14 protein-coding genes are annotated in these 19,439 nt (G+C 37.6%); 13 read left to right on the top strand and 1 reads right to left on the bottom strand.

The annotated features are described in order from the left end of the window. Positions 1–200: 200 nt before the first annotated feature. The 11 genes from ACIGBM_RS02670 (at position 201) to ACIGBM_RS02620 (ending at position 16,332) form a co-directional block, all read left to right on the top strand. Positions 201–1,829 carry an aldo/keto reductase gene (locus tag ACIGBM_RS02670; protein WP_296209044.1) on the top strand — a complete coding sequence of 543 codons (1,629 nt, stop codon included), beginning with the start codon at positions 201–203 and terminating at the stop codon, positions 1,827–1,829. 1 nt (position 1,830) lies between these two features. Then, the gene (locus ACIGBM_RS02665) at positions 1,831–2,631 is read left to right on the top strand and encodes an SDR family NAD(P)-dependent oxidoreductase (protein ID WP_296209047.1); all 801 of its coding nucleotides are present in this window, start codon (positions 1,831–1,833) and stop codon (positions 2,629–2,631) included. Positions 2,632–2,743: 112 nt separating this feature from the next. Continuing rightward, the gene (gene pseG / locus ACIGBM_RS02660; protein ID WP_397476664.1) at positions 2,744–3,835 is read left to right on the top strand and encodes a UDP-2,4-diacetamido-2,4,6-trideoxy-beta-L-altropyranose hydrolase; all 1,092 of its coding nucleotides are present in this window, start codon (positions 2,744–2,746) and stop codon (positions 3,833–3,835) included. A 3-nt stretch (positions 3,836–3,838) separates the two neighbouring features. Next, positions 3,839–4,303: a GNAT family N-acetyltransferase gene (locus ACIGBM_RS02655; RefSeq protein WP_397476663.1), complete on the top strand. Its 465-nt coding sequence runs from the start codon at positions 3,839–3,841 to the stop codon at positions 4,301–4,303. Beyond that, the gene (pseI, locus tag ACIGBM_RS02650; protein ID WP_397476662.1) at positions 4,304–5,356 is read left to right on the top strand and encodes a pseudaminic acid synthase; all 1,053 of its coding nucleotides are present in this window, start codon (positions 4,304–4,306) and stop codon (positions 5,354–5,356) included. A gap of 20 nt (positions 5,357–5,376) precedes the next feature. Next, positions 5,377–8,862 (top strand): hypothetical protein, encoded by a 3,486-nt coding sequence (locus ACIGBM_RS02645; RefSeq protein WP_397476661.1) that lies wholly within the window; start codon positions 5,377–5,379, stop codon positions 8,860–8,862. Beyond that, entirely contained in the window at positions 8,855–11,083 is a 2,229-nt protein-coding gene (locus ACIGBM_RS02640; protein WP_397476660.1) for a polysaccharide pyruvyl transferase family protein, read from the top strand. Before ACIGBM_RS02645 ends, ACIGBM_RS02640 begins: the two co-directional genes overlap by 8 nt. Before the next feature lie 127 nt (positions 11,084–11,210). Then, positions 11,211–12,272 carry a UDP-glucose 4-epimerase GalE gene (galE, locus tag ACIGBM_RS02635; RefSeq protein WP_397476659.1) on the top strand — a complete coding sequence of 354 codons (1,062 nt, stop codon included), beginning with the start codon at positions 11,211–11,213 and terminating at the stop codon, positions 12,270–12,272. 69 nt (positions 12,273–12,341) lie between these two features. Next, positions 12,342–13,226 (top strand): UTP--glucose-1-phosphate uridylyltransferase, encoded by an 885-nt coding sequence (locus ACIGBM_RS02630; protein WP_397476658.1) that lies wholly within the window; start codon positions 12,342–12,344, stop codon positions 13,224–13,226. Positions 13,227–13,229: 3 nt separating this feature from the next. Next, positions 13,230–14,909, top strand: a complete 1,680-nt coding sequence (pgi, locus tag ACIGBM_RS02625; protein WP_397476657.1) for a glucose-6-phosphate isomerase — start codon at positions 13,230–13,232, stop codon at positions 14,907–14,909. A gap of 64 nt (positions 14,910–14,973) precedes the next feature. Further along, positions 14,974–16,332, top strand: a complete 1,359-nt coding sequence (locus tag ACIGBM_RS02620; RefSeq protein WP_397476781.1) for a UDP-glucose/GDP-mannose dehydrogenase family protein — start codon at positions 14,974–14,976, stop codon at positions 16,330–16,332. 102 nt (positions 16,333–16,434) lie between these two features. On the opposite strand, the gene ACIGBM_RS02615 is transcribed toward ACIGBM_RS02620, so the two are convergent. Continuing rightward, positions 16,435–17,922 (bottom strand): phosphomannomutase CpsG, encoded by a 1,488-nt coding sequence (locus ACIGBM_RS02615; protein WP_397476656.1) that lies wholly within the window; start codon positions 17,920–17,922, stop codon positions 16,435–16,437. A 138-nt stretch (positions 17,923–18,060) separates the two neighbouring features. Here ACIGBM_RS02615 and mazG point away from each other — a divergent pair, with 138 nt between their 5' ends. Beyond that, positions 18,061–18,927 (top strand): nucleoside triphosphate pyrophosphohydrolase, encoded by an 867-nt coding sequence (mazG, locus tag ACIGBM_RS02610; protein WP_397476655.1) that lies wholly within the window; start codon positions 18,061–18,063, stop codon positions 18,925–18,927. After that, the gene (locus tag ACIGBM_RS02605; RefSeq protein ID WP_397476654.1) at positions 18,911–19,285 is read left to right on the top strand and encodes a ComEA family DNA-binding protein; all 375 of its coding nucleotides are present in this window, start codon (positions 18,911–18,913) and stop codon (positions 19,283–19,285) included. Before mazG ends, ACIGBM_RS02605 begins: the two co-directional genes overlap by 17 nt. Positions 19,286–19,439: the final 154 nt, after the last annotated feature.

Raw genomic sequence — 19,439 nt, 5'->3', positions numbered from 1 at the left:
TAGTGTTAACTATAGGCTATCAATTGAGCATGACAATCAAGACCTTAGTCTTTCAAAGAGGTAGTGCTGTATAGCTAACATTTAACGCAAGTCTGTATTATTCTTGGGTTTCTATGCTTTGATTGATCTTACTACTCTATATTTTATTGTATGGGTTGTTATTTTTTTTAAAAATTGGATGAATAGGTATTGAGAATAATATGGAACAAACTAGTGTTATAGTTATCCAGGCCAGAACCAGCTCTAGTCGGCTTCCTTGTAAAGTTATACTACCAATAAAAGGAATTCCACTTGCGGTATTAGCAGCGCAAAGAGCTGCTAATACCAATCGAAAGGTCATAGTAGCTACATCAAAAGAAAAAGATGATGATCTTTTAATTAAGGAGCTTGAGAAATGGAATATATCCTATTTCAGAGGAAGTTTAAATGATGTACTTGGAAGAATAGTGGAGGGTCTATCTTCGTTTGACGATGATACAGTAGTATTTAGACTAACAGCAGATAACGTCTTTCCAGATGGAAATCTAATTGATGAATTAGAACAAAGCTTCTATGCAAATGGTTCTACATACTTATCTTGTAATGGTCAAATTTCAGGATTGCCTTATGGGGTTAGTGTTGAGGTATTAAAACTATCTGATCTCAGAGAAGCAAATAGAGAGACTAATGATGATTATGATCGTGAACATGTAACGCCTTATATTATTAGAAAATATGGTTCTAATACTTTTACTAAGTACCAGAATCATCAGCTCGGTTTGTATAGATGTACTATTGATGACTTCGATGATTATCAGAGAGTAAGTAATGTATTTGAGAACTTTGATGAGCCAGTGAATACTTCGTTGTTTACTCTTATCAACCAGTTGAAAGTTGAAAGTCCACAAGTAATAACACAGAATCCTCTACATAAGTTGGTACTTGGCACTGCTCAACTAGGTATGGCTTATGGAATAAACAACTATAAAGGCCAACCAGATAGTACAGAAAGTGAAAGTATAATTAAGCTCGCGATTTCCAATGGTATCGAATATTTGGATACAGCTAGAGAATATGGTGATAGCGAAAAAGTAATTGGTAAAGCTGTGAAAGGTAGTTGGGCTAGTAGAGTTCAGATTATAACAAAATTATCAGCGTTGTCTGCTTGTTCTAATATAGCTGATAAAAATGCTATAAACGCATTTATTGATAAAAGTATTTATGAATCCCTTTTTTATCTAGATAAAAAAAACATTGATGTTTTGCTTTTACATAGATTTGAGCATTTAAAATATTGGGATCATGCTGTCTGGGAGCGACTAAACTATCATAAAGAGCAAGCTAGAATTAATTCATTAGGCGTTTCTGTACAGTCGCCTGATGAATTATTAGAAGCTTTAAAGGTCAAAAGTATTGAGTACATACAGTTGCCATTTAATATCTTAGACAATAGATGGGGTGATGTTGTACATGAAGTCTTAAAACAGAAGAAAGAGCGTAACTTAACTATTCATGTGCGCAGTATCTACTTACAGGGTCTGCTGCTATCTAATAATAATAGGAGCTGGCAAAAAGCAGGTGTCGAGGATTATATAACTATCAATACATGGTTAAATCATCTTATATGTACCTTAGGTCGGAGTAGTATATCTGACCTATGTATCGCATACGTAAACTCAGCAGAATGGATAGATGGTTTAGTTATAGGTATGGAGACTGTAGAACAGTTTAAAGAAAATATGAAGCTGCTCATGAATCCTAAATTAAATACCTTGCAAATAGCCCAAATAGAGTCATCACGTCCAGAAATCCCAAGTTCTCTATTAAATCCTGCAAAATGGAAAACATAGCATGAAAGATACGAATGATTTGTTCTCACTAGTAGGGAAAACTATACTTGTTACTGGTGCAACAGGATATCTTGGCAAAGAAATGGTTTTAGCTTTAGCAAAGGCAAGAGCACACGTTCTAATAAATTCTAGAAGTGATAAACGATGTATAGAAATGGTAGATGAATTGAAAGGTCTTGGTTACAACGTTGAAGCTGCCGTATTTGATGTTACTGATAAATCATCAATTGATGCCTTTAATAGCAGTATAAAACTTAGAGCTTTAGATGGAGTGATTCATAATGCATACAATGGAAGAGGTGGAACAGTTGAGATCGCTAGTGCAGCTGATTACATAGAGAGTTACAATATTAGCGTTGTTGCTGCTCACAATATATTAAATGTTTTCTTACCGAAGTTGAGGGAAGCCGTAAAAATGTCGGGAGGAGCTTCATTTGTTAATATATCTTCAATGTATGGACTAGTAAGCCCTGATCAAAGAATTTATGAAGAAGCTGTGACTACAAACCCTCCTTTTTATGGGGCAGCGAAAGCTGCAATGTTACAATGGACTAGGTATGTAGCATGTGAATTTGGTTTAGAAGGGATTAGATGCAATAGTATTACTCCTGGCCCATTCCCTTCAACAAGTGTTATTAAGGCTAATCCAGAGTTTGTTAGAGTTTTAGCAGACAAAGTGCCACTAGGTAGAGTTGGTCACCCAAAAGAGATTACAGGCGCTATTATATTTCTTCTGTCTAATGCCTCTAGCTACGTGAATGGTAGTAATTTGGTGGTAGATGGTGGATGGACAGCTTGGTAGTTTGGAACAATAAGTGGCAAAGATTTTCTTAGAGTTTTTGTGTTTTTCTAAATGATGTTAGCTCAATAGTGTAACTAGATAAATTGTTAAGATACAAACTAAGGATATAGAGTTGAAAATAGGTTTTAGAGTTGACATAGCTAAACACATAGGAACAGGTCATTTACAGCGTTGTCTTACATTAGCTCGTGAACTGAAAAAGATCTCTATTTCAAGTATTTTCTTCGTTAGAGAATATGATAAAGAATTACTGAGTTTAATCGTTATTAGCGGTTTTACTTATTACATTATTGGGTATGCTGCATCCGAAGATATTTCTGAAGACCATTTAAATTGGTTAGGGGTTTCTCAAGAGCAAGATGCTCAAGAGTTCATTAATGCTGTTACTAAGCAACATATAGATATGATAGTCATTGATCATTACTCGATAGATAGCACATGGGAAAATATAGTAAAAAATGCGATATCTTTACCTATAGCAGTAATTGATGATTTGGCAAACCGCAAACATACTTGTGACTTATTGATTGATCAAAATTATTGGCCAAATCTTAACTCTAGATATGATGATTTAGTGTCTGGTCATTGTTCAAGGTTATTAGGACCAAAATATTCACTGCTTAGAGATGAATTCGTTTCTTTACGAGAATCTAAAGCACAAAAACCTTCAGATGAGTTGAAGACTATATTAGTAAACTTTGGGGGTGTTGGTAATATGGAAGTCTGGAAAATTTTCCTACCAGCACTAGTTAAATATAACAAATTTAAATTTCATGTTATTACTGGGAAATTATCTTTAGAAGATCTTGCTTATTGTAAGAATATGGTCAAACAGTCCAGGCATATATTTTTAGAAGAGCAAACTGATCAAATGTCATCTTTAATGAAAGTTAGTGACTTTGCCTTAGGTGCCTGTGGTTCTACAGTATGGGAAAGGTTCTGTTTAGGATTGAATTCAGCTCTAATCGATGTGGCAGACAATCAAAAAGACTTAGTACATTACTTACATGAAAAAGACCTAGTCGACTATTTAGGTAGTTTAAATACTATTACTGTTGATTCTATATTTAGCTACTTAATTCGATTGTCCATAAGTAACACTAAATATCTAGCACGTAAACATAACATTATGAACTTAGTAGATGGAATAGGCGCAAATAGAGTAGTTAAAGAGCTTGTTCTAACTTATGAAAAAAGGTGTTAATAGATGATTAACGATACGCTTATATTAATTCCAATAAATAAGAATGATTTAGATTACTTATATAGCCTTCAATGTATAGAGGGTATACGGAAGTTCGCATTGGATTCTAATACTCCTAAGTATGATGATCATATCAAATGGTTTAATGACAAGCTAAAAAGCAATACAACAGAAATATTTAAAATCGCAGATAATAACATTACTGTTGGGGTTGTAAGACTTGATTTGATATTAGACAGTGCAAAGTCTACAGCAGAAATCTCCCTAACTATTGATCCTAAATATGCTGGTCAAGGCTACGCTAAACGAACAATTAATAAGGTAATAAAAGTTACTGATTTAGATGTATATCATGCTGTAATACATGAAAATAATATTGCCTCTCAGAAGGTATTTGCTGCCAATAATTTTAGTTACGACAGCATGTATCGTCCAAACTTTAATTTATATATATATCATAAGGTTTAATTGATGAAAGATTTTTTCATAGAAAATAGACAAATCGGTCCTAAGCACGCTCCTTACATCATTGCTGAAATGTCTGCCAATCACAATGGCGATATTGAGAACGCATTTCAAATAATTGAAATGGCTAAGCGTTGTGGGGCTGATGCAGTAAAAATGCAAACCTATACTGCGGATACTATTACCTTGAACTCCAATAAAGAAGAGTTTCAGATAAAAGGTGGCTTGTGGGATGGTCAAACTTTATATGATCTTTATCAATCTGCTTACACTCCTTGGGAATGGCACAAGCCATTGTTCGATAAGGCAAGGGCAACAGGTATTACTATGTTTAGCTCTCCTTTTGATACAACTGCGGTTGATATGTTGGAAGACTTAAATGCACCGGCGTATAAAATTGCTAGTTTTGAAGCAATTGATTTACCACTTATTAGGTATGTGGCTCAAACAGGCAAACCTATGATTATTTCAACAGGAATGGCTAACGATGAGGAGATAGCAGAAGCTATTGATGCTGCTAAATCAGCAGGCTGTAACCAGTTAGCTATCCTACATTGCGTTAGTGGTTACCCAGCCCCTTCTAGTGATTACAACCTAAGAACTATACTAGATATGCAGCAACGATTTAATCTGATTACAGGCTTGTCAGATCATACATTGGATAACACTACTGCAATAGCAAGTGTAGCACTGGGGGCAAATATAATAGAAAAGCACGTAACCCTAGATAGAAGTGGCGGTGGGCCAGATGATAGCTTTTCTCTGGAAGCAGCAGAGTTAAAACATTTATGTGATGCTGGACGTATTTGTTGGGAGGCATTAGGTAGAGTGGATTACGGCCGTAAGTCAAGTGAAGAAGGTAACGCACAGTTTAGAAGGTCTCTGTACTTTGTAAAACCTTTGAAAGTTGGGGATATAATTACATCTGATTCTATCAGAAGTGTAAGACCAGGTTTTGGTCTACCTCCTAAGATGTTAGAAAGTATTATCGGCAAAACAGTATCAATCAATGTTGATTATGCTACGCCTGTGACATCCGAAGCTATTGCAAAGTAATATATTAGAGTATATCAAGTATGATAGATAAACAGTCTAAAGCCCATCAAAAGTCTGAGTTAGCCGAGTATTTTTCAAAACGTACTCAAAATCACTGGAAAAAAAAAGTACCAGCTGGTAAAGAGTATCAGTTCGTAGTTCATGACCCTTATGAGATATTTGGAGAAGATAGTGGTTTTGAAAAGCTATATTTAGTAGGAAAAAACTGGGTAGAGGGTACAGATAAGCCTATAGCAGTTGCTATAGGTTGTAACGATTGGAAGTTTGGATTTATTGCAGATTATTTAGATGAATTTAGAGTAGCGTTTGCACCACGTAAATTAACGAACTACAAAATGATAGGTGTAATGCAGCGTTTATCTATCAAACCTGAAGTGGTAGTAATATGGGGCTACAATGAAAGCACATTTTTAAACAGGTATATAAGCTATAAAAATATAGATATATGGCGTGTAGAAGATGGTTTTATACGTTCTGCAGACTTGGGAGCTAATGGAGCCACTCCATACTCGCTTGTTTTTGATAAATCAGGATTATATTATAACTCTACACAACCTTCGGATATCGAAAAAATTTTAAATTATTATGACTTTAACATTCATAATAATTTAGCAAAAGAAGCTTCTAAGCTTCTAAGCTCAATCATAGATTTGAAAGTATCTAAGTACAACCCTCCTGCTATGTATCACTCTACTAGTCTTAAACTAAAGAAAAGAGTACTTGTTATTGGACAAGTAGATAACGATGCATCAATTCGATATGGAAATCCAGATGGATGGTCTATGGAGGATATGGTTCGATTAGCTAAATATGAGAATCCAAATGCCGAAATATGTTATCGCCCTCATCCAGAAATCTTCAAAGGGTTTCAAGAATCTAATTTTAAGAATACAAATGTAGAGCTTTTCGCTGAAATATTATCGCCTGATGAACATATTATCGATTTAATTGAAAGGGTAGATCATGTTTACACTATTACTTCTTTGACTGGTTTAGAGGCACTACTTAGAGGAAAACAGGTGACTGTGTTAGGTCAACCTTTTTATGCAGGTTGGGGATTAACGGATGATAGAAGTGAATTTGACTTAACCAGACGAAATAGAAAGCTGTCTTTGCTTGAGTTATTTATCGGGGCTTATATTATATATCCGAGATATATAGTAGGGGTCGCAGAAGGTTCTGAAAATAATATCTACCCCTTGATTACTACTATCCATAAGATACGTAGTGAAGTGCTGCAATTAACATATAAAGCTGATTATCAAGGTGAGTTGGATGAGGGTTTGGAGCCTTCCTTGCAGTTAACGGTTCAACATACATTGAGGAACCTTGCAACTTGCGATAGTAGACTGTATAAAGAAATGTTTATCTATTTCAAGCCTTTTGAAATAGATGCAATTTTACTCAATTATACTTGGGGTGAAGTGTCTTTAGAAAAAAGACAAGACTTCCTAATTAGTATTATGAGTGTCTGCGATCAAGATGTTTTTATTGATTTTTTATTTTCTATTAAAAGTCAGTTAGATAACTTGTTTTTAAATAAATTGATATCAGGTTTTTTTCCTAAACAGAAAAGTATAAGTTTGATAGAGGCCCAAGAGTTTTTTGCAGAATCTGAACTCATATCTCATGATTTGTATAATGCGAATGAAAATAATGTAAAAGAGACGAATTCTGAAGTTGATTCTGAAGTTGATTCTGAAGATAGAAAGTTAGAAGAATGGAATAATCAGAAGCGACAGTTACTTGTAAGCAAATTAGAATTTTTTAGTTCACGAAGTGATTTCTCTCAATTATTAAAAACTATTGAAGAACTGTTACGATTACCAGACAGCACGATAAACAAAATAAACTACCTCAATACTGCTTCGAGGACTTTATATAATACTTTTAATTTCAATCAGTCGTTAGGTATTAGTCTAATGTCTATGATGATTGATATAGAAAAAAATAATAGAAAGGCATTGAATCAATATATAGATAATAAATATATTCTAAGTAATTATTCTATACCATGTATTATAGATTATGTACTACTTTCTACCAAATTGAATCCTGAACTAATATCTAAATATAGAGTCATGGTTGGTCGTGGTTCTACCTGGTTTGACTTAATAGGTTCAACTGTATATCTCAGCACAGATAAGTCTATATCTCGTTTAATGGGATTGATCGAACATGGTGATTACATAGCTTCTAAAAAACTGTTTTTGGAGTTGTACAATTCTAAAAATACTAGACCTGATAAGCTACTAAAGGTATATACCGATTTTTTACATTCTGAGGGAAAAGATTTAGAGGCTATAGATATTCTCGAAAGCTATTCAAGGTTCAATACGAGTGAATTTATTACAAAGCAGTTGGTCAGACTAAATATATTTATAGGAAATTTTGATAGGGCAGGAGAGCATATTGCGCATTGTACCAGTATTGGGATGAGCTTAAACACTACCTTTGAATTGCCAATATTACAGCATAAAGGAAAAATTGGTGAGGCATATGAATGTTATATAAACGAAAACTTTACTAATGATATTGGTTTCTTATTACAGAATAATTTTAGAAAAGCTGTAAAAAGTGCTGACATTACTATCGAGAATAATAGTTTGATATTGGCAGTCTATGGTCCCGGTGACGAGATTAGATTTATGTCTATCTATAGCGAACTTGAAAAAGCTTATTCATCTAAGTCGTTTACCATCTCGTGTGATTATAGATTGTATAACTTACTTAGTAGATCGTTCAAAAATATAGATTTTTTGCCTATTCGAAGAACAAGAGGTTTTAGTGAAAGCTATCCTGTAGGTGATTATGATCAACTGCCCTCTACGACGCTCACGACCATTTTAGATAATAATGCTTTTAAAAAACTAGAGAATTACAGTAAAGTATTTTTAGTAACTGATTTCATAGGGAAATTTAGAGACACTTATGCAGACTTTACAGGTAATAAATATCTATATGCGGATATTGATTTAATTGATAAATATAAGCAACGCTTACAATCTTATAAATTATCTGGCAAAAAACTAGTAGGATTAAATTGGAGAAGTAGCCTTACTAACTTTACCCGTATGGAGCATTATTTAGATATTGAGCAATTAGCTCCTATTTTTCATAATGATTCAATACAGTTTATTAACTTACAATATGATGATTGTGCAGAAGAGTTAGAGTGGATCGAAGAGCACTTTCCTGGGAAGATGATTAACTTTACTAATATTGATCAATATAATGATCTAGACGATGTAGCAGCTTTAATGATGTGCTTAGACTTAGTTATTGCACCTGCTACGACAGTTGCAGAACTAGCTGGTGCCTTAGGAGTTAATACTTGGTTATTTTCCAACTCTTCAGAAATTACATGGAGAAAAATTAATAATGACTCTACTGATGTATGGCATAGCTCAATGACTATTGTAGATGTCCCAAATAAGGGTGATAAAGAAGCATTAGTTAGCGAGTTGAATACAAGATTACATAGCTTCGGTCACTCTAATGAATAGTATTATCTATCTCAACTATACAGCAATTGACCCTCATATCGGTTGTATTGGAGTATGCTATGCTCACTTAACATCTTTATTTAGTAGAAATATAAAAGTAAAAACTTATAGCAATTCTGAAATCAAACAGTATTGGAAAGGGGATCGTGTATCTTCTCTTGAGTTTATACAAAGTAGTGATATAGCAAACGGCGTTCACTTATGTGATGGAGTTATAATAAATGGTGAAGGTACTTTACATCATAATAGAGGATTGTTTTTACTAGCTATAGCGGAATTTGCAATAAGTATCAATAAACCTGTTTTCTTAATTAATGCTACTATACAAGAGATAGACGGTTTTGATGATGTTTTTAAAAGCTTGACTGATTTAGCTGTCAGAGAGCAGCTGTCTTATGAGTATCTGCGTAGTAAAGGTATCGACTGTAGGCTAACAGTTGATAGTATAGTAAATGCTGACTTCAGTGATGAGATTAGTATAGATTTTTGTTCAAAGGTAATTGTAAATGACTGGCATCCCCATGTAGAGTCAGTTATCTATCCCATCGTAAGCAAAGTCCGAACTGACTATGATGTTTCATACTATCCATTACAGAATAGTGAAGCTTACAATCAGTGGCAGCATACAGTCGCTAATTTTCAAACAGCAGATTTAATTATAGCACCTAGATATCACTCGATTTACCTTAGCGGATTGGGCGGTAAGCCCTTCGTTGCATTGCCTTCCAACTCTCATAAAGTGGAGGGTATTATCAAATCATCTAACCTTCCTCTACCAATATGTACTCACTCTAAAGATCTTGAAAGCTGTATCAATTATGCTATGAAAAATAGAAATTTATACAAAGAGTTTCAGTCATTTTTGAAAGAAAGTAAAAATAAAGATTTTGAGGTTTTCGATACTTATTTTGGTATATTATTTAATAACTCTGATGTAAAGGAATCTATAACAGTCAATCAGTGGCAGGAAAGTATAAAATTACACTGTAATACCTCTAAAACTAACTTTTATAAAAATGTACTAAGAGAAAACTTGCTTCTGAGTGAAAAGAACTTGTTAGCTAAAAGTAATCTTATAAAAAATCGCTCTTATACTATATATTATAAAAAATATAGTACTATTTTTATTAAAGATAGCAGCTTAATATTTAATGCAGCAATAGCAGCTTACGGAGTCAGAGATTTTAATACTGCTGAGAAATTACTTAAGCAGTTGATAGAGTTGGATGCCAAGAGAGCTTATAAGTATCTAAGTTATTTATATATGGATTTGGGTCGTTATACCGAAATATTAGACTTAGAAACTAATGACAAGGCTGGCTGGAACCAAGCTAAATATATTTACCTACTTCACTCACACAGATTGCAAGAAGCATGGGAGCTATTGCACTTTAGACCTTTTAGTTGCAATTTGATCGATAATGGAAGTCATTATTCATTACATCTAGATTCTAAAGAGATTACAGTGATAATGGAAGGCGGGATTGGTGACCAAGTTAAACAATCTTTAATTTTTAAGTGTCTTACTGAGAGTTTTTTAAAAATAACTATAGTTTGTGATGAGAGGTTGATAGCTCTATTTGCAAGAATTAATCCTGATTTTGTCTATATGAACCAAGATGACTTTTTGAATGACCATCACGTTATGGTACCGGCTCAAGATTTATTCTCATATTTTAGACATGACCTAGAGAAAATTTATGTATCGTTAGCGGCTGATAAAAACCTGAAAGCTTATTGGTTTGGGTTATTTAATAGTTTTGATAAAGATAAAATTATAGGTGTTTGTACGGGTACAGAAATAAATACTCCTGAGAGAATAGCTAATATATTTTCTGCCAAAAATTATCATAAAATATTCGAAGTTTATGATAATTTTTTATATGTAAACATTGGTATATTGGGGTTCAACAACATTAATGTATATGAGCCAAGAATAGATAGAAAGAATGATATTGAAAATATTGCAGCAATAATAGAATGCTGTGATCTGATAATTACTCCGCCCAATAGTTTATTAGATATTTGTGGGGGATTGGGTAAAAAGGTAATTGCTTTATCAACTGGCAATAAGTTTAATTGGCGTTTTAATCAAAAACACCAAGATATATATCATAAAAATACAACTTGGGTTGTAACATATACTATAGATAAGAAGACTATAACGGTGCATAAATGTTTAAATGAAATTAAAAATATTTTTTCACCTGTGTTTCAATGAACTGGTATTTTGACAATACTAAATTTAATTAGAAATAGTACTATCTTATTGTATCTTTAACCATTCCTTGGTATAACATAAAGACACTTCTATCATAAAGGTGTCTTTTTTTGTGCCTGAGAAATTTATGAAAAATACAATATTAGTTACAGGCGGTGCTGGATATATCGGTTCCCATACTTGTATAGCACTACACGAAGCAGGCTATGATATTGTTGTATACGATAACTTATCTAATAGTAGCCGTGAAGCGATTAACCGTGTCTCTACTCTTATTGGACAGACAGTTGAGTTTATAGAAGGGGATATACGAGATCCTGAGTTACTGAGAGAAGTCTTTGCTTCGCACGAATTCTTTGGCGTGATTCATTTTGCTGGATTAAAAGCAGTTGGGGAGTCAGTAGCAAAGCCATTGCTGTATTATAATAATAATGTTAGCGGTACCATTACCTTATTGGAAGTTATAGCAGAGTATAGCGTTAAGAATATAATTTTTTCATCATCTGCCACTGTCTATGGTGATCCTGAATCCTTACCCATCGGTGAGAGCTCGAAACGTTCTTGTACCAATCCTTATGGACAAAGTAAACTTGCTGTCGAATACATATTAGAAGACCTAGCTGTGTCCGATGACAGTTGGAACCTGATTGCTCTCAGATATTTTAATCCAGTAGGGGCACATCCATCAGGACAAATTGGCGAAGACCCTAATGACATTCCTAACAATTTGATGCCTTATATTTCTCAAGTGGCCGTCGGCAAACTTGATGGGCTCAGTATCTTTGGTAATGACTATCCTACTGTCGATGGAACAGGTGTCCGTGATTTTATTCATGTCACTGATTTGGCGCAAGGTCATGTGGCTGCCCTAAATTATCTAGATAAACAAACCAGATCAAACGGAAGTGGTACGGCAAAAAAGAACTCAGTAGGCTTTTTACCTATCAACTTAGGCACTGGCAAAGGTACTTCTGTATTAGAATTGGTATCTGCATTTTCTGATGTATCTGGTCAGAGCATTCCTTATCAGTTTGCAGAACGTCGTGTAGGGGATATCGCCAGTTGCTATGCCAGTGCCGATAAAGCGAAAAAGTTGTTAGGGTGGCAAGCCGAATTATCGATTGCTGATATGTGTCGAGATACATGGCGTTGGCAGAGCATGAACCCGAATGGATACAATGTATCTTGATACTTGTTAAGTTATCATCGTTTATCTACTACCTTATTCTCACTTAACTTTTGAAACAGTCTTATTTATATGAAAAATATCACTCACGCTGTTATTCCTGTCGCAGGCTTTGGTACACGTATGCTGCCATTGTCGAAATCTGTGCCAAAAGAGTTGTTACCGCTTGGCAATCGTCCTGCTATTCATTACGTGGTTGAAGAGGCTATTGCTGCGGGTATTAAGCATATTGTCTTAGTCGGTCATGCGCAAAAGAGCGCGATTGAAAACTATTTTGATATAAATGCGGAATTGGATAATCAATTACGTCATAAAGGTAAAGATGAGTTGGCTAATAGCTTAAATTGGTTGCCAGAAGATGTGACGGTGTCGATGATACGTCAAGGTAAGGCGTTAGGTTTGGGACATGCAGTATTGGCAGCGCGACCAATCATCGGTGAGCATGACTTTGCCGTATTGTTACCTGATGTCGTGCTTGATCCATTTACCACTGATATGTCAGCTGACAATTTGGCTTTTATGTTAGATCAGTTTGCTACAGATGGTCACTCACAGATATTGGTCGATCAAGTAGCGGATGAAGACGTACATAAATATGGTATTGCTCAACTAGATGAAAAGATCAGCGATACTAATGACATTGATGAAGAAATAAATATTAATGCTAGCTTTAAAGTGGCTGGTTTTGTAGAAAAGCCTAATTTAGCTGATGCTCCTTCAAATCTGGCTGTGGTAGGGCGCTATATATTTAGCAATAAGATATTTGATTATCTAGCCAATACTAAAGCTTCAGTCGGTGGTGAGATTCAGCTGACGGATGCGATTGACGCGCTCATTAGTGAATATGGTGTCCATGTCACAACTATGCGCGGCAATAGCTACGATGCAGGCGATATGCGCTCGTATATGCAGGCATTCATCTACTTTGCCAAGCATCAATTAGCAGATGATGAATAGCTGATGGAAGAGATAAAGGGCGATAAGGCATATAGCAGTGCTCGACATTCTAAATACTGGCAGCAACTACAGACGCTTGCAAAGCACCCGTGGTCGCTTGCACAGCTATTCGCGCAAGATGATAAGCGTGCTAAGCATTTTAGCGTGCAGGTTGGTGCGCTGTATATGGACTTTAGTAAGCAGCGTATCGATCAGGCAGTATTGTCTAACTTACTGAGTTTGGCTGATAGCTGTGAGCTGGATGCTCGTATTGATGCGTTACTACAAGGGGCGATGGTAAATACTAGCGAGCAGCGTGCTGCATTGCACACAGCATTACGATTGCCAGCGGCAGCGACATTACAAGTCGATGGACAAAATATCGTCGCTGATGTACATCATAGTTTGGCACAAGTAACACGCCTCTCAGAGCGCGTGCGCAATGGCACGTGGCGCGGGTTTTCGGGCAAGGCGATTACAGATGTTGTCAATATTGGGGTTGGTGGCTCTGATCTAGGCCCACTCATGGCGACTACAGCGCTCGACGAGTGGGCAGATACCAGTATTGAGGTGCATTTTGTCTCCAATATGGACGGTACGCAGCTTGATAATCTACTCAAGCATTTAAATCCTGAGACCACACTATTTATTATCTCTTCCAAATCCTTTGGGACAGTTGATACTTTATCAAATGCCAAGACAGCATTATCTTGGCTACTTGCGACGGCAAAACTCCGTGCAGGAACAGAAGATAGTGTATTGCGTCGTCACTTTATCGGCATCTCAGCCAATAGTGAAAAAATGAGAGCTTGGGGAATTCATCCTGAGCATCAGTTGCAGCTTTGGGAATGGGTCGGCGGTCGCTTCTCTCTATGGTCGGCGATTGGCCTTGCCATTGCTATTCGTATTGGTATGAATGGCTTTAAGGCACTATTAAACGGTGCTCATAGTATGGATGAGCATTTTGCACAGGCTGATTTTTCGGAGAACCTACCGGTATTATTAGGGTTGCTTGCCGTTTGGAACAGTACTTTTTTACAAGTAAATGCGCACACTGTATTACCTTATGATGGCAGGCTAGGCTATTTGCCGAGTTATCTTACCCAGCTAGAGATGGAGAGTAATGGTAAGTCCGTTACTCGGAACGGGGATCATATTGACTATGATACTTGCCCAATCCTATGGGGTGAAATCGGCTCAAATGCACAACATGCATTCTATCAGCTGCTACACCAAGGCACGCAGCAGGTTTCCTGTGACTTTATCGCTTGTGTACGTCGCTACGGTGATGAGGCGCGAAACTCCTCATTGCAGCAACAGCACGAATTGTCTTTAGCAAATTGTTTGGCGCAAAGTCGAGTATTGGCATTTGGCAATGCTGCTGTAACAGATCTGGTCGATCCACAGACAGTTTCCGAAGCAGACAAATATAAGTATTACCGTGGTAACCAACCTTCAACCACGTTACTGATTGATGAGCTGACGCCGCATAGCTTAGGCGCATTGATAGCGCTTTACGAGCATAAGGTCTATGTCATGGCCAGCATTTGGGATATCAATCCGTTTGATCAATGGGGCGTCGAGATGGGCAAGCAAATGGCAGACTCCGTACACCATGCTATGCAGCATATTCAGAAAGATGCTCAAGGTCTATTCGATACGTCTACTGACCAATTACTACAGCGTATTAAACAGCTGTCTTAGTAGTATTGATACGTCAATAATATAGGAAAGCACGCTCATGGAGACGGCTTTAGATGGTAGCCATATGAATAAATATAACAATAAATCTAAACCAAACCAATTAACTGATTCCACAGTCTGTGTGCTTATCGGTCATAGCATAGAGGCGATTACCAGTGCAGTGGTGCTGGCAAGTTTCGGTCAGTGTGTACATCTTTATGCAGACAAGACGCTACTGAAACAGCAGATACAGCAATATGGTTTTGAGCATCATCTGCAAGCCCTATGGCAAATGTATGAGCAGCAGCAGGTCATTATCAGTAAGGAATTGCCAGCTAGTGCCGATATGCTAATAAAGGGCTATGAAGCAGCTAGTCATAACGAAACTGATATTCAAAGTACGGTGACGCTTTATTGGTTGTTTTTAGACAGTGTCAAGCTAGCATGGACAGAAGACAGTTGGATTACCGCGTTTAATCAAAGCCATCAGCAGGCGCTACCTGTGATTATGAGCGGCATTGAGCAATTAGGCCATGTAGCCGATTTGGCTCAGCGTTTACGACGTGCTTGGGTCTATTATGTGCCATTTGTATTCTTACAAGACGGCGATGCGTATAGCTCGATGTTGAATCCTTCGTTATGGCTACTGGGTGAAAAGACAGCAAGTAGCAGCCAGCACTTGAATGTATTGAAGCCCTTGATGCAGCACGCACGCGCTACTCATCATGCTGATATCGCAACGATAGAGTTTGCTCGCAGTAGTATCATGGCGATGCTAGCGACTAGAGTGAGCTTTATGAATGAGATGTCACGTTTGGCTGATAGTCAAAACGTCGATATCAGTCAAGTCAGTCGCATTATGGGATTGGATGAGCGGGTAGGCAGCAGTTATTTAAAAGCAGGGTGGGGATTCGGTGGTAATACTTTGCCTACCGAGCTGGCTAAATTGCAACAATCAAGCCGTACACACAGTTTGGATATGCCTCTATTACAATCTATCGTGCATATCAATGAAGATCAAAAAGAGCTGATATTCCGTAAATTTTGGCAATATTTTGATGGGTTCATTGATAATAAAACAGTTATGATTTGGGGCGGTAGTTATAAATCAGGTTCAGGACGTACCGCTGGTTCAGCTATCCATCCGTTGTTAGCATTACTGTGGTCTTATAATATTCGCACACTGGTTTATAGCGATAAGGCACAGCATGAACTTGCCGAGCTCTATCAGCAACAGCCATTGCTTGAGCTTATTACTAGTCCCTATCAACAGCTTTGCGATACCCATGCTATTTTCATCGTTAGTTGGTCACCGCGAGATCAATTAGATATTGCCAAAATCAATCAGCAAGCCATGCCAGTATTTGATGCGCAAAATGCCCTGACACGCTCGCAAATTAATAGCTTAATAGGTGACTATATGGGTATTGGTCGAACTAAATAGTTTGATTTAAGGTTTTCTGTGTATAGAAAAAAGGCTCGCTAATACTCATTAGCGAGCCTTTTTCGACTGACAATCAGAATGATTTTTACTGAGTTAATGACTTTATGCTGGTACGGCACCTTGCGTTGCTAGCCATTGCTGAATTTCTTGAGTTTTAGCAGCCAGTAACGGCTGCTCACCGCGACTTTCGATATTCAATCTGATAAGCGGCTCAGTATTCGATGCTCGCAAATTAAAGCGCCATTCGCCAAAACTCAGACTTAAACCATCGAGTGTTGATTTAATTGGTTGCTCGTTGCTGAATTTATCTTCAATTGCGCTAATAATTGTTGGTGCGTCATAGGTTGTAAGACGAAAGTTTAGTTCACCTGAGCTAGGATAGGCGGAAATATAGCCTGTGACCAATTCGGATAGTGTTTTACCAGTGATAGACAACAGCTCAATGGTCAATAACCATGGAATCATGCCACTATCGCAATAGAAGAAGTCCCGGAAATAGTGATGGGCAGACATTTCACCACCATATACAGCACCTGAGTCACGCATGACTTGCTTGATAAATGAATGTCCAGATTTGCTAATGACAGCTGTACCGTTATGTTCTTCTATCACTGCTTCGGTATTATAAATTACCCGTGGATCATAGACGATTGATTCACTCGGATATTTGTTCAAAAATGCTTGAGCGAGCATGCCGACGATGTAGCTACCATCAATAAATTCGCCACGTTCATCAAATAAGAAGCAGCGATCAAAGTCCCCATCAAAAGCAATACCAAGATCCGCGTTGTTTTCCAAAACGGCTTGCTGGGTAGCCACTCTATTGGCTTCAATCATTGGATTGGGGATGCCGTTAGGAAAGCTACCATCTGGTGTATGATGCAATTTAATCACTTCAATCGGTGCATCTGCTTGTGCTAATTTATCTATTAATAAATCGACCACAGGACCTGCACTACCATTGCCTGAGTTAACGACCAGTTTGAGTGGTTTTAGTTTATCAGTATCGATAAAAGTCATGACATGATCGATGTACGCGCTTTTATCCGTCAATAACTGCAATTTGCCCGTTTGGTTGTCCGTAGTGAACTGCCCAGATTCTGCCAGTGCTTGAATCTCTGCCAACCCATCATCAGCGCTGATTGGTTTTGAATGTTCTTTAACCAGTTTTAGGCCATTATAATTGATAGGGTTATGACTGGCAGTCACTTCGATACCACCTAACGCCTGATAGTGACTGGTAGCAAAATATACTTCTTCAGTACCACTCATGCCCAAATCAATCACATCAACGCCTGCATCAGCGATGCCTTTGATAGCGGCTTGTTTTAATTGCTCACTAGAGTGGCGAATATCACTACCGATAACGATAGCTGGTTTTAGAGTTGCTACATCATCGGCTTGGGTTTGAGCTGCTGCCTGATAACGCTGATATAAAATCTGTGCGAAAGCGCGCCCGATACGGTAGGAAATCTCTTCATCGAGATTGACCCCAAGCTCACCCCGAATGTCATAGGCTTTGAATGAGCTGATAGTAACAGGGTCGAATGTCGCGGCTGGTTGATAGCTGGTGGTCGCAGAAGTGGACATAATGATAAAGTTCCTCGCGCATGAGCAGTGGTAAAATGAAGAGGTTAGTAGCACAATTATAAGCCAAGCTGTGTTCAATGATACACTAACTATTAGACGAATCAGCAAACAACACATAAAACGATAAGAGCCGCCCTTATGAGTATTTCAGACAATAAAGTTACCGTGCCTGTACCAGTACAAGGAACACCAGAAGCCACTGGCCAGCTTGATGATTTGTTAGCGTTGATGGCACGACTAAGGGCAGACTGTCCGTGGGACAAAAAGCAAACCAACCATAGCCTTATTCCGTATGCCATTGAAGAGTCTTATGAGCTAGGCGAAGCGGTACAAAGCGAAGATGATGAAGACATCCAAGGTGAGCTTGGCGATGTGCTGCTGCAAGTGGTGTTTCATTGTCAGATGTATGCGGAGCAAGGGCGCTTTGATATGAGTGATGTTATTACGACTTTACAAGAGAAGTTGGTTCGCCGTCATCCACATGTGTTTGAAGCCGAAACGCTCAAAGACGATGCGGCAGTAAAAGTACGCTGGGATGAGATTAAGCTCGAGGAGCAGCAGGCACGCGAAGCACGTGGTAAATCAAAACGTCGCTTAGACCAAGTCAAAGCGGGTAGTGCTTTGATGCAGGCGCAGGATGTACAAAAGCAAGCGTCAAAGTTAGGTTTTGATTGGGAAGGTATTGCAGGTGCTGTAGACAAGTTAGACGAAGAGATTGCTGAGCTAAAACATGAGCTAACAGATAAGTCTACAATCGAGGTTAAAGCTAACATCAGAGAGGTCGAAAAAGAATTAGGCGACTGTATGTTTGCACTCGTAAATGTTGCACGCAAATTAAATTTGGATGCAGAGACAGCAACCTTAACCTGCGTGCACAAGTTTAAGTCACGCTTTGGTTATATTGAAACGCAATTGGCTGCTGCTGGCAAGCGTATTGAAGACAGCGATATAACAGAAATGGATGCACTGTGGGAAGCGGCGAAACAGTATGAACGCTCATCGTAAATTTTCATTTGCCAGTTTACTGACGACCACAGTTTTTAGTCTCCTATTGTCTGTGGTCGCACTCAGTAACGCCAACGCAGATCCTTGTTTTGACGAACCTCAGCGTGCTTATGAGTATTTGATCGCGAAAGAAAAAGCTGTTACACAAGCGCGTGAGCAGAAAGTTATCAATATCAATCGAGCTAATGAAGGTGAGCTGGTTTCGTTAGATGGTATCGGCAGCAGTAAAGCTCAGGCGATAATTTTATATCGTGATATGTTTGGCGATTTTAAGACTGTGGACGAGTTGGTAAAGGTTAAAGGTATCGGTGCAAAAACAGTCGAGAAAAACCAAAGACGTTTAAGCGTGCGTGATTAATGATGGTGTTTTGCATTAATTAACCCCAATATTGACAAAATAGCATGTAAGTAAATGTCATAACACCCCCAGTAGGTCCAAAATTTGTTAAACTAGCGGGTACATCCGCCTGATAAACGCTGTGTTATTCAGGGGTAGTTAAAGAATACCGGCG

Origin of the sequence: Psychrobacter sp. NPDC077938 (assembly GCF_044542635.1) — a bacterium.
Taxonomy (GTDB): domain Bacteria; phylum Pseudomonadota; class Gammaproteobacteria; order Pseudomonadales; family Moraxellaceae; genus Psychrobacter.
This window is presented reverse-complemented; position numbering and strand designations above follow the sequence as displayed.

Coding starts and splice junctions, on each gene's coding strand:
- ACIGBM_RS02670 (WP_296209044.1), top strand. CDS start 201: ATGGAACAAACTAGTGTTATAGTTATCCAGGCCAGAACCAGCTCTAGT.
- ACIGBM_RS02665 (WP_296209047.1), top strand. CDS start 1,831: ATGAAAGATACGAATGATTTGTTCTCACTAGTAGGGAAAACTATACTT.
- ACIGBM_RS02655 (WP_397476663.1), top strand. CDS start 3,839: ATGATTAACGATACGCTTATATTAATTCCAATAAATAAGAATGATTTA.
- ACIGBM_RS02645 (WP_397476661.1), top strand. CDS start 5,377: ATGATAGATAAACAGTCTAAAGCCCATCAAAAGTCTGAGTTAGCCGAG.
- ACIGBM_RS02640 (WP_397476660.1), top strand. CDS start 8,855: ATGAATAGTATTATCTATCTCAACTATACAGCAATTGACCCTCATATC.
- galE (WP_397476659.1), top strand. CDS start 11,211: ATGAAAAATACAATATTAGTTACAGGCGGTGCTGGATATATCGGTTCC.
- ACIGBM_RS02630 (WP_397476658.1), top strand. CDS start 12,342: ATGAAAAATATCACTCACGCTGTTATTCCTGTCGCAGGCTTTGGTACA.
- pgi (WP_397476657.1), top strand. CDS start 13,230: ATGGAAGAGATAAAGGGCGATAAGGCATATAGCAGTGCTCGACATTCT.
- ACIGBM_RS02620 (WP_397476781.1), top strand. CDS start 14,974: ATGAATAAATATAACAATAAATCTAAACCAAACCAATTAACTGATTCC.
- ACIGBM_RS02615 (WP_397476656.1), bottom strand. CDS start 17,922: ATGTCCACTTCTGCGACCACCAGCTATCAACCAGCCGCGACATTCGAC.
- mazG (WP_397476655.1), top strand. CDS start 18,061: ATGAGTATTTCAGACAATAAAGTTACCGTGCCTGTACCAGTACAAGGA.
- ACIGBM_RS02605 (WP_397476654.1), top strand. CDS start 18,911: ATGAACGCTCATCGTAAATTTTCATTTGCCAGTTTACTGACGACCACA.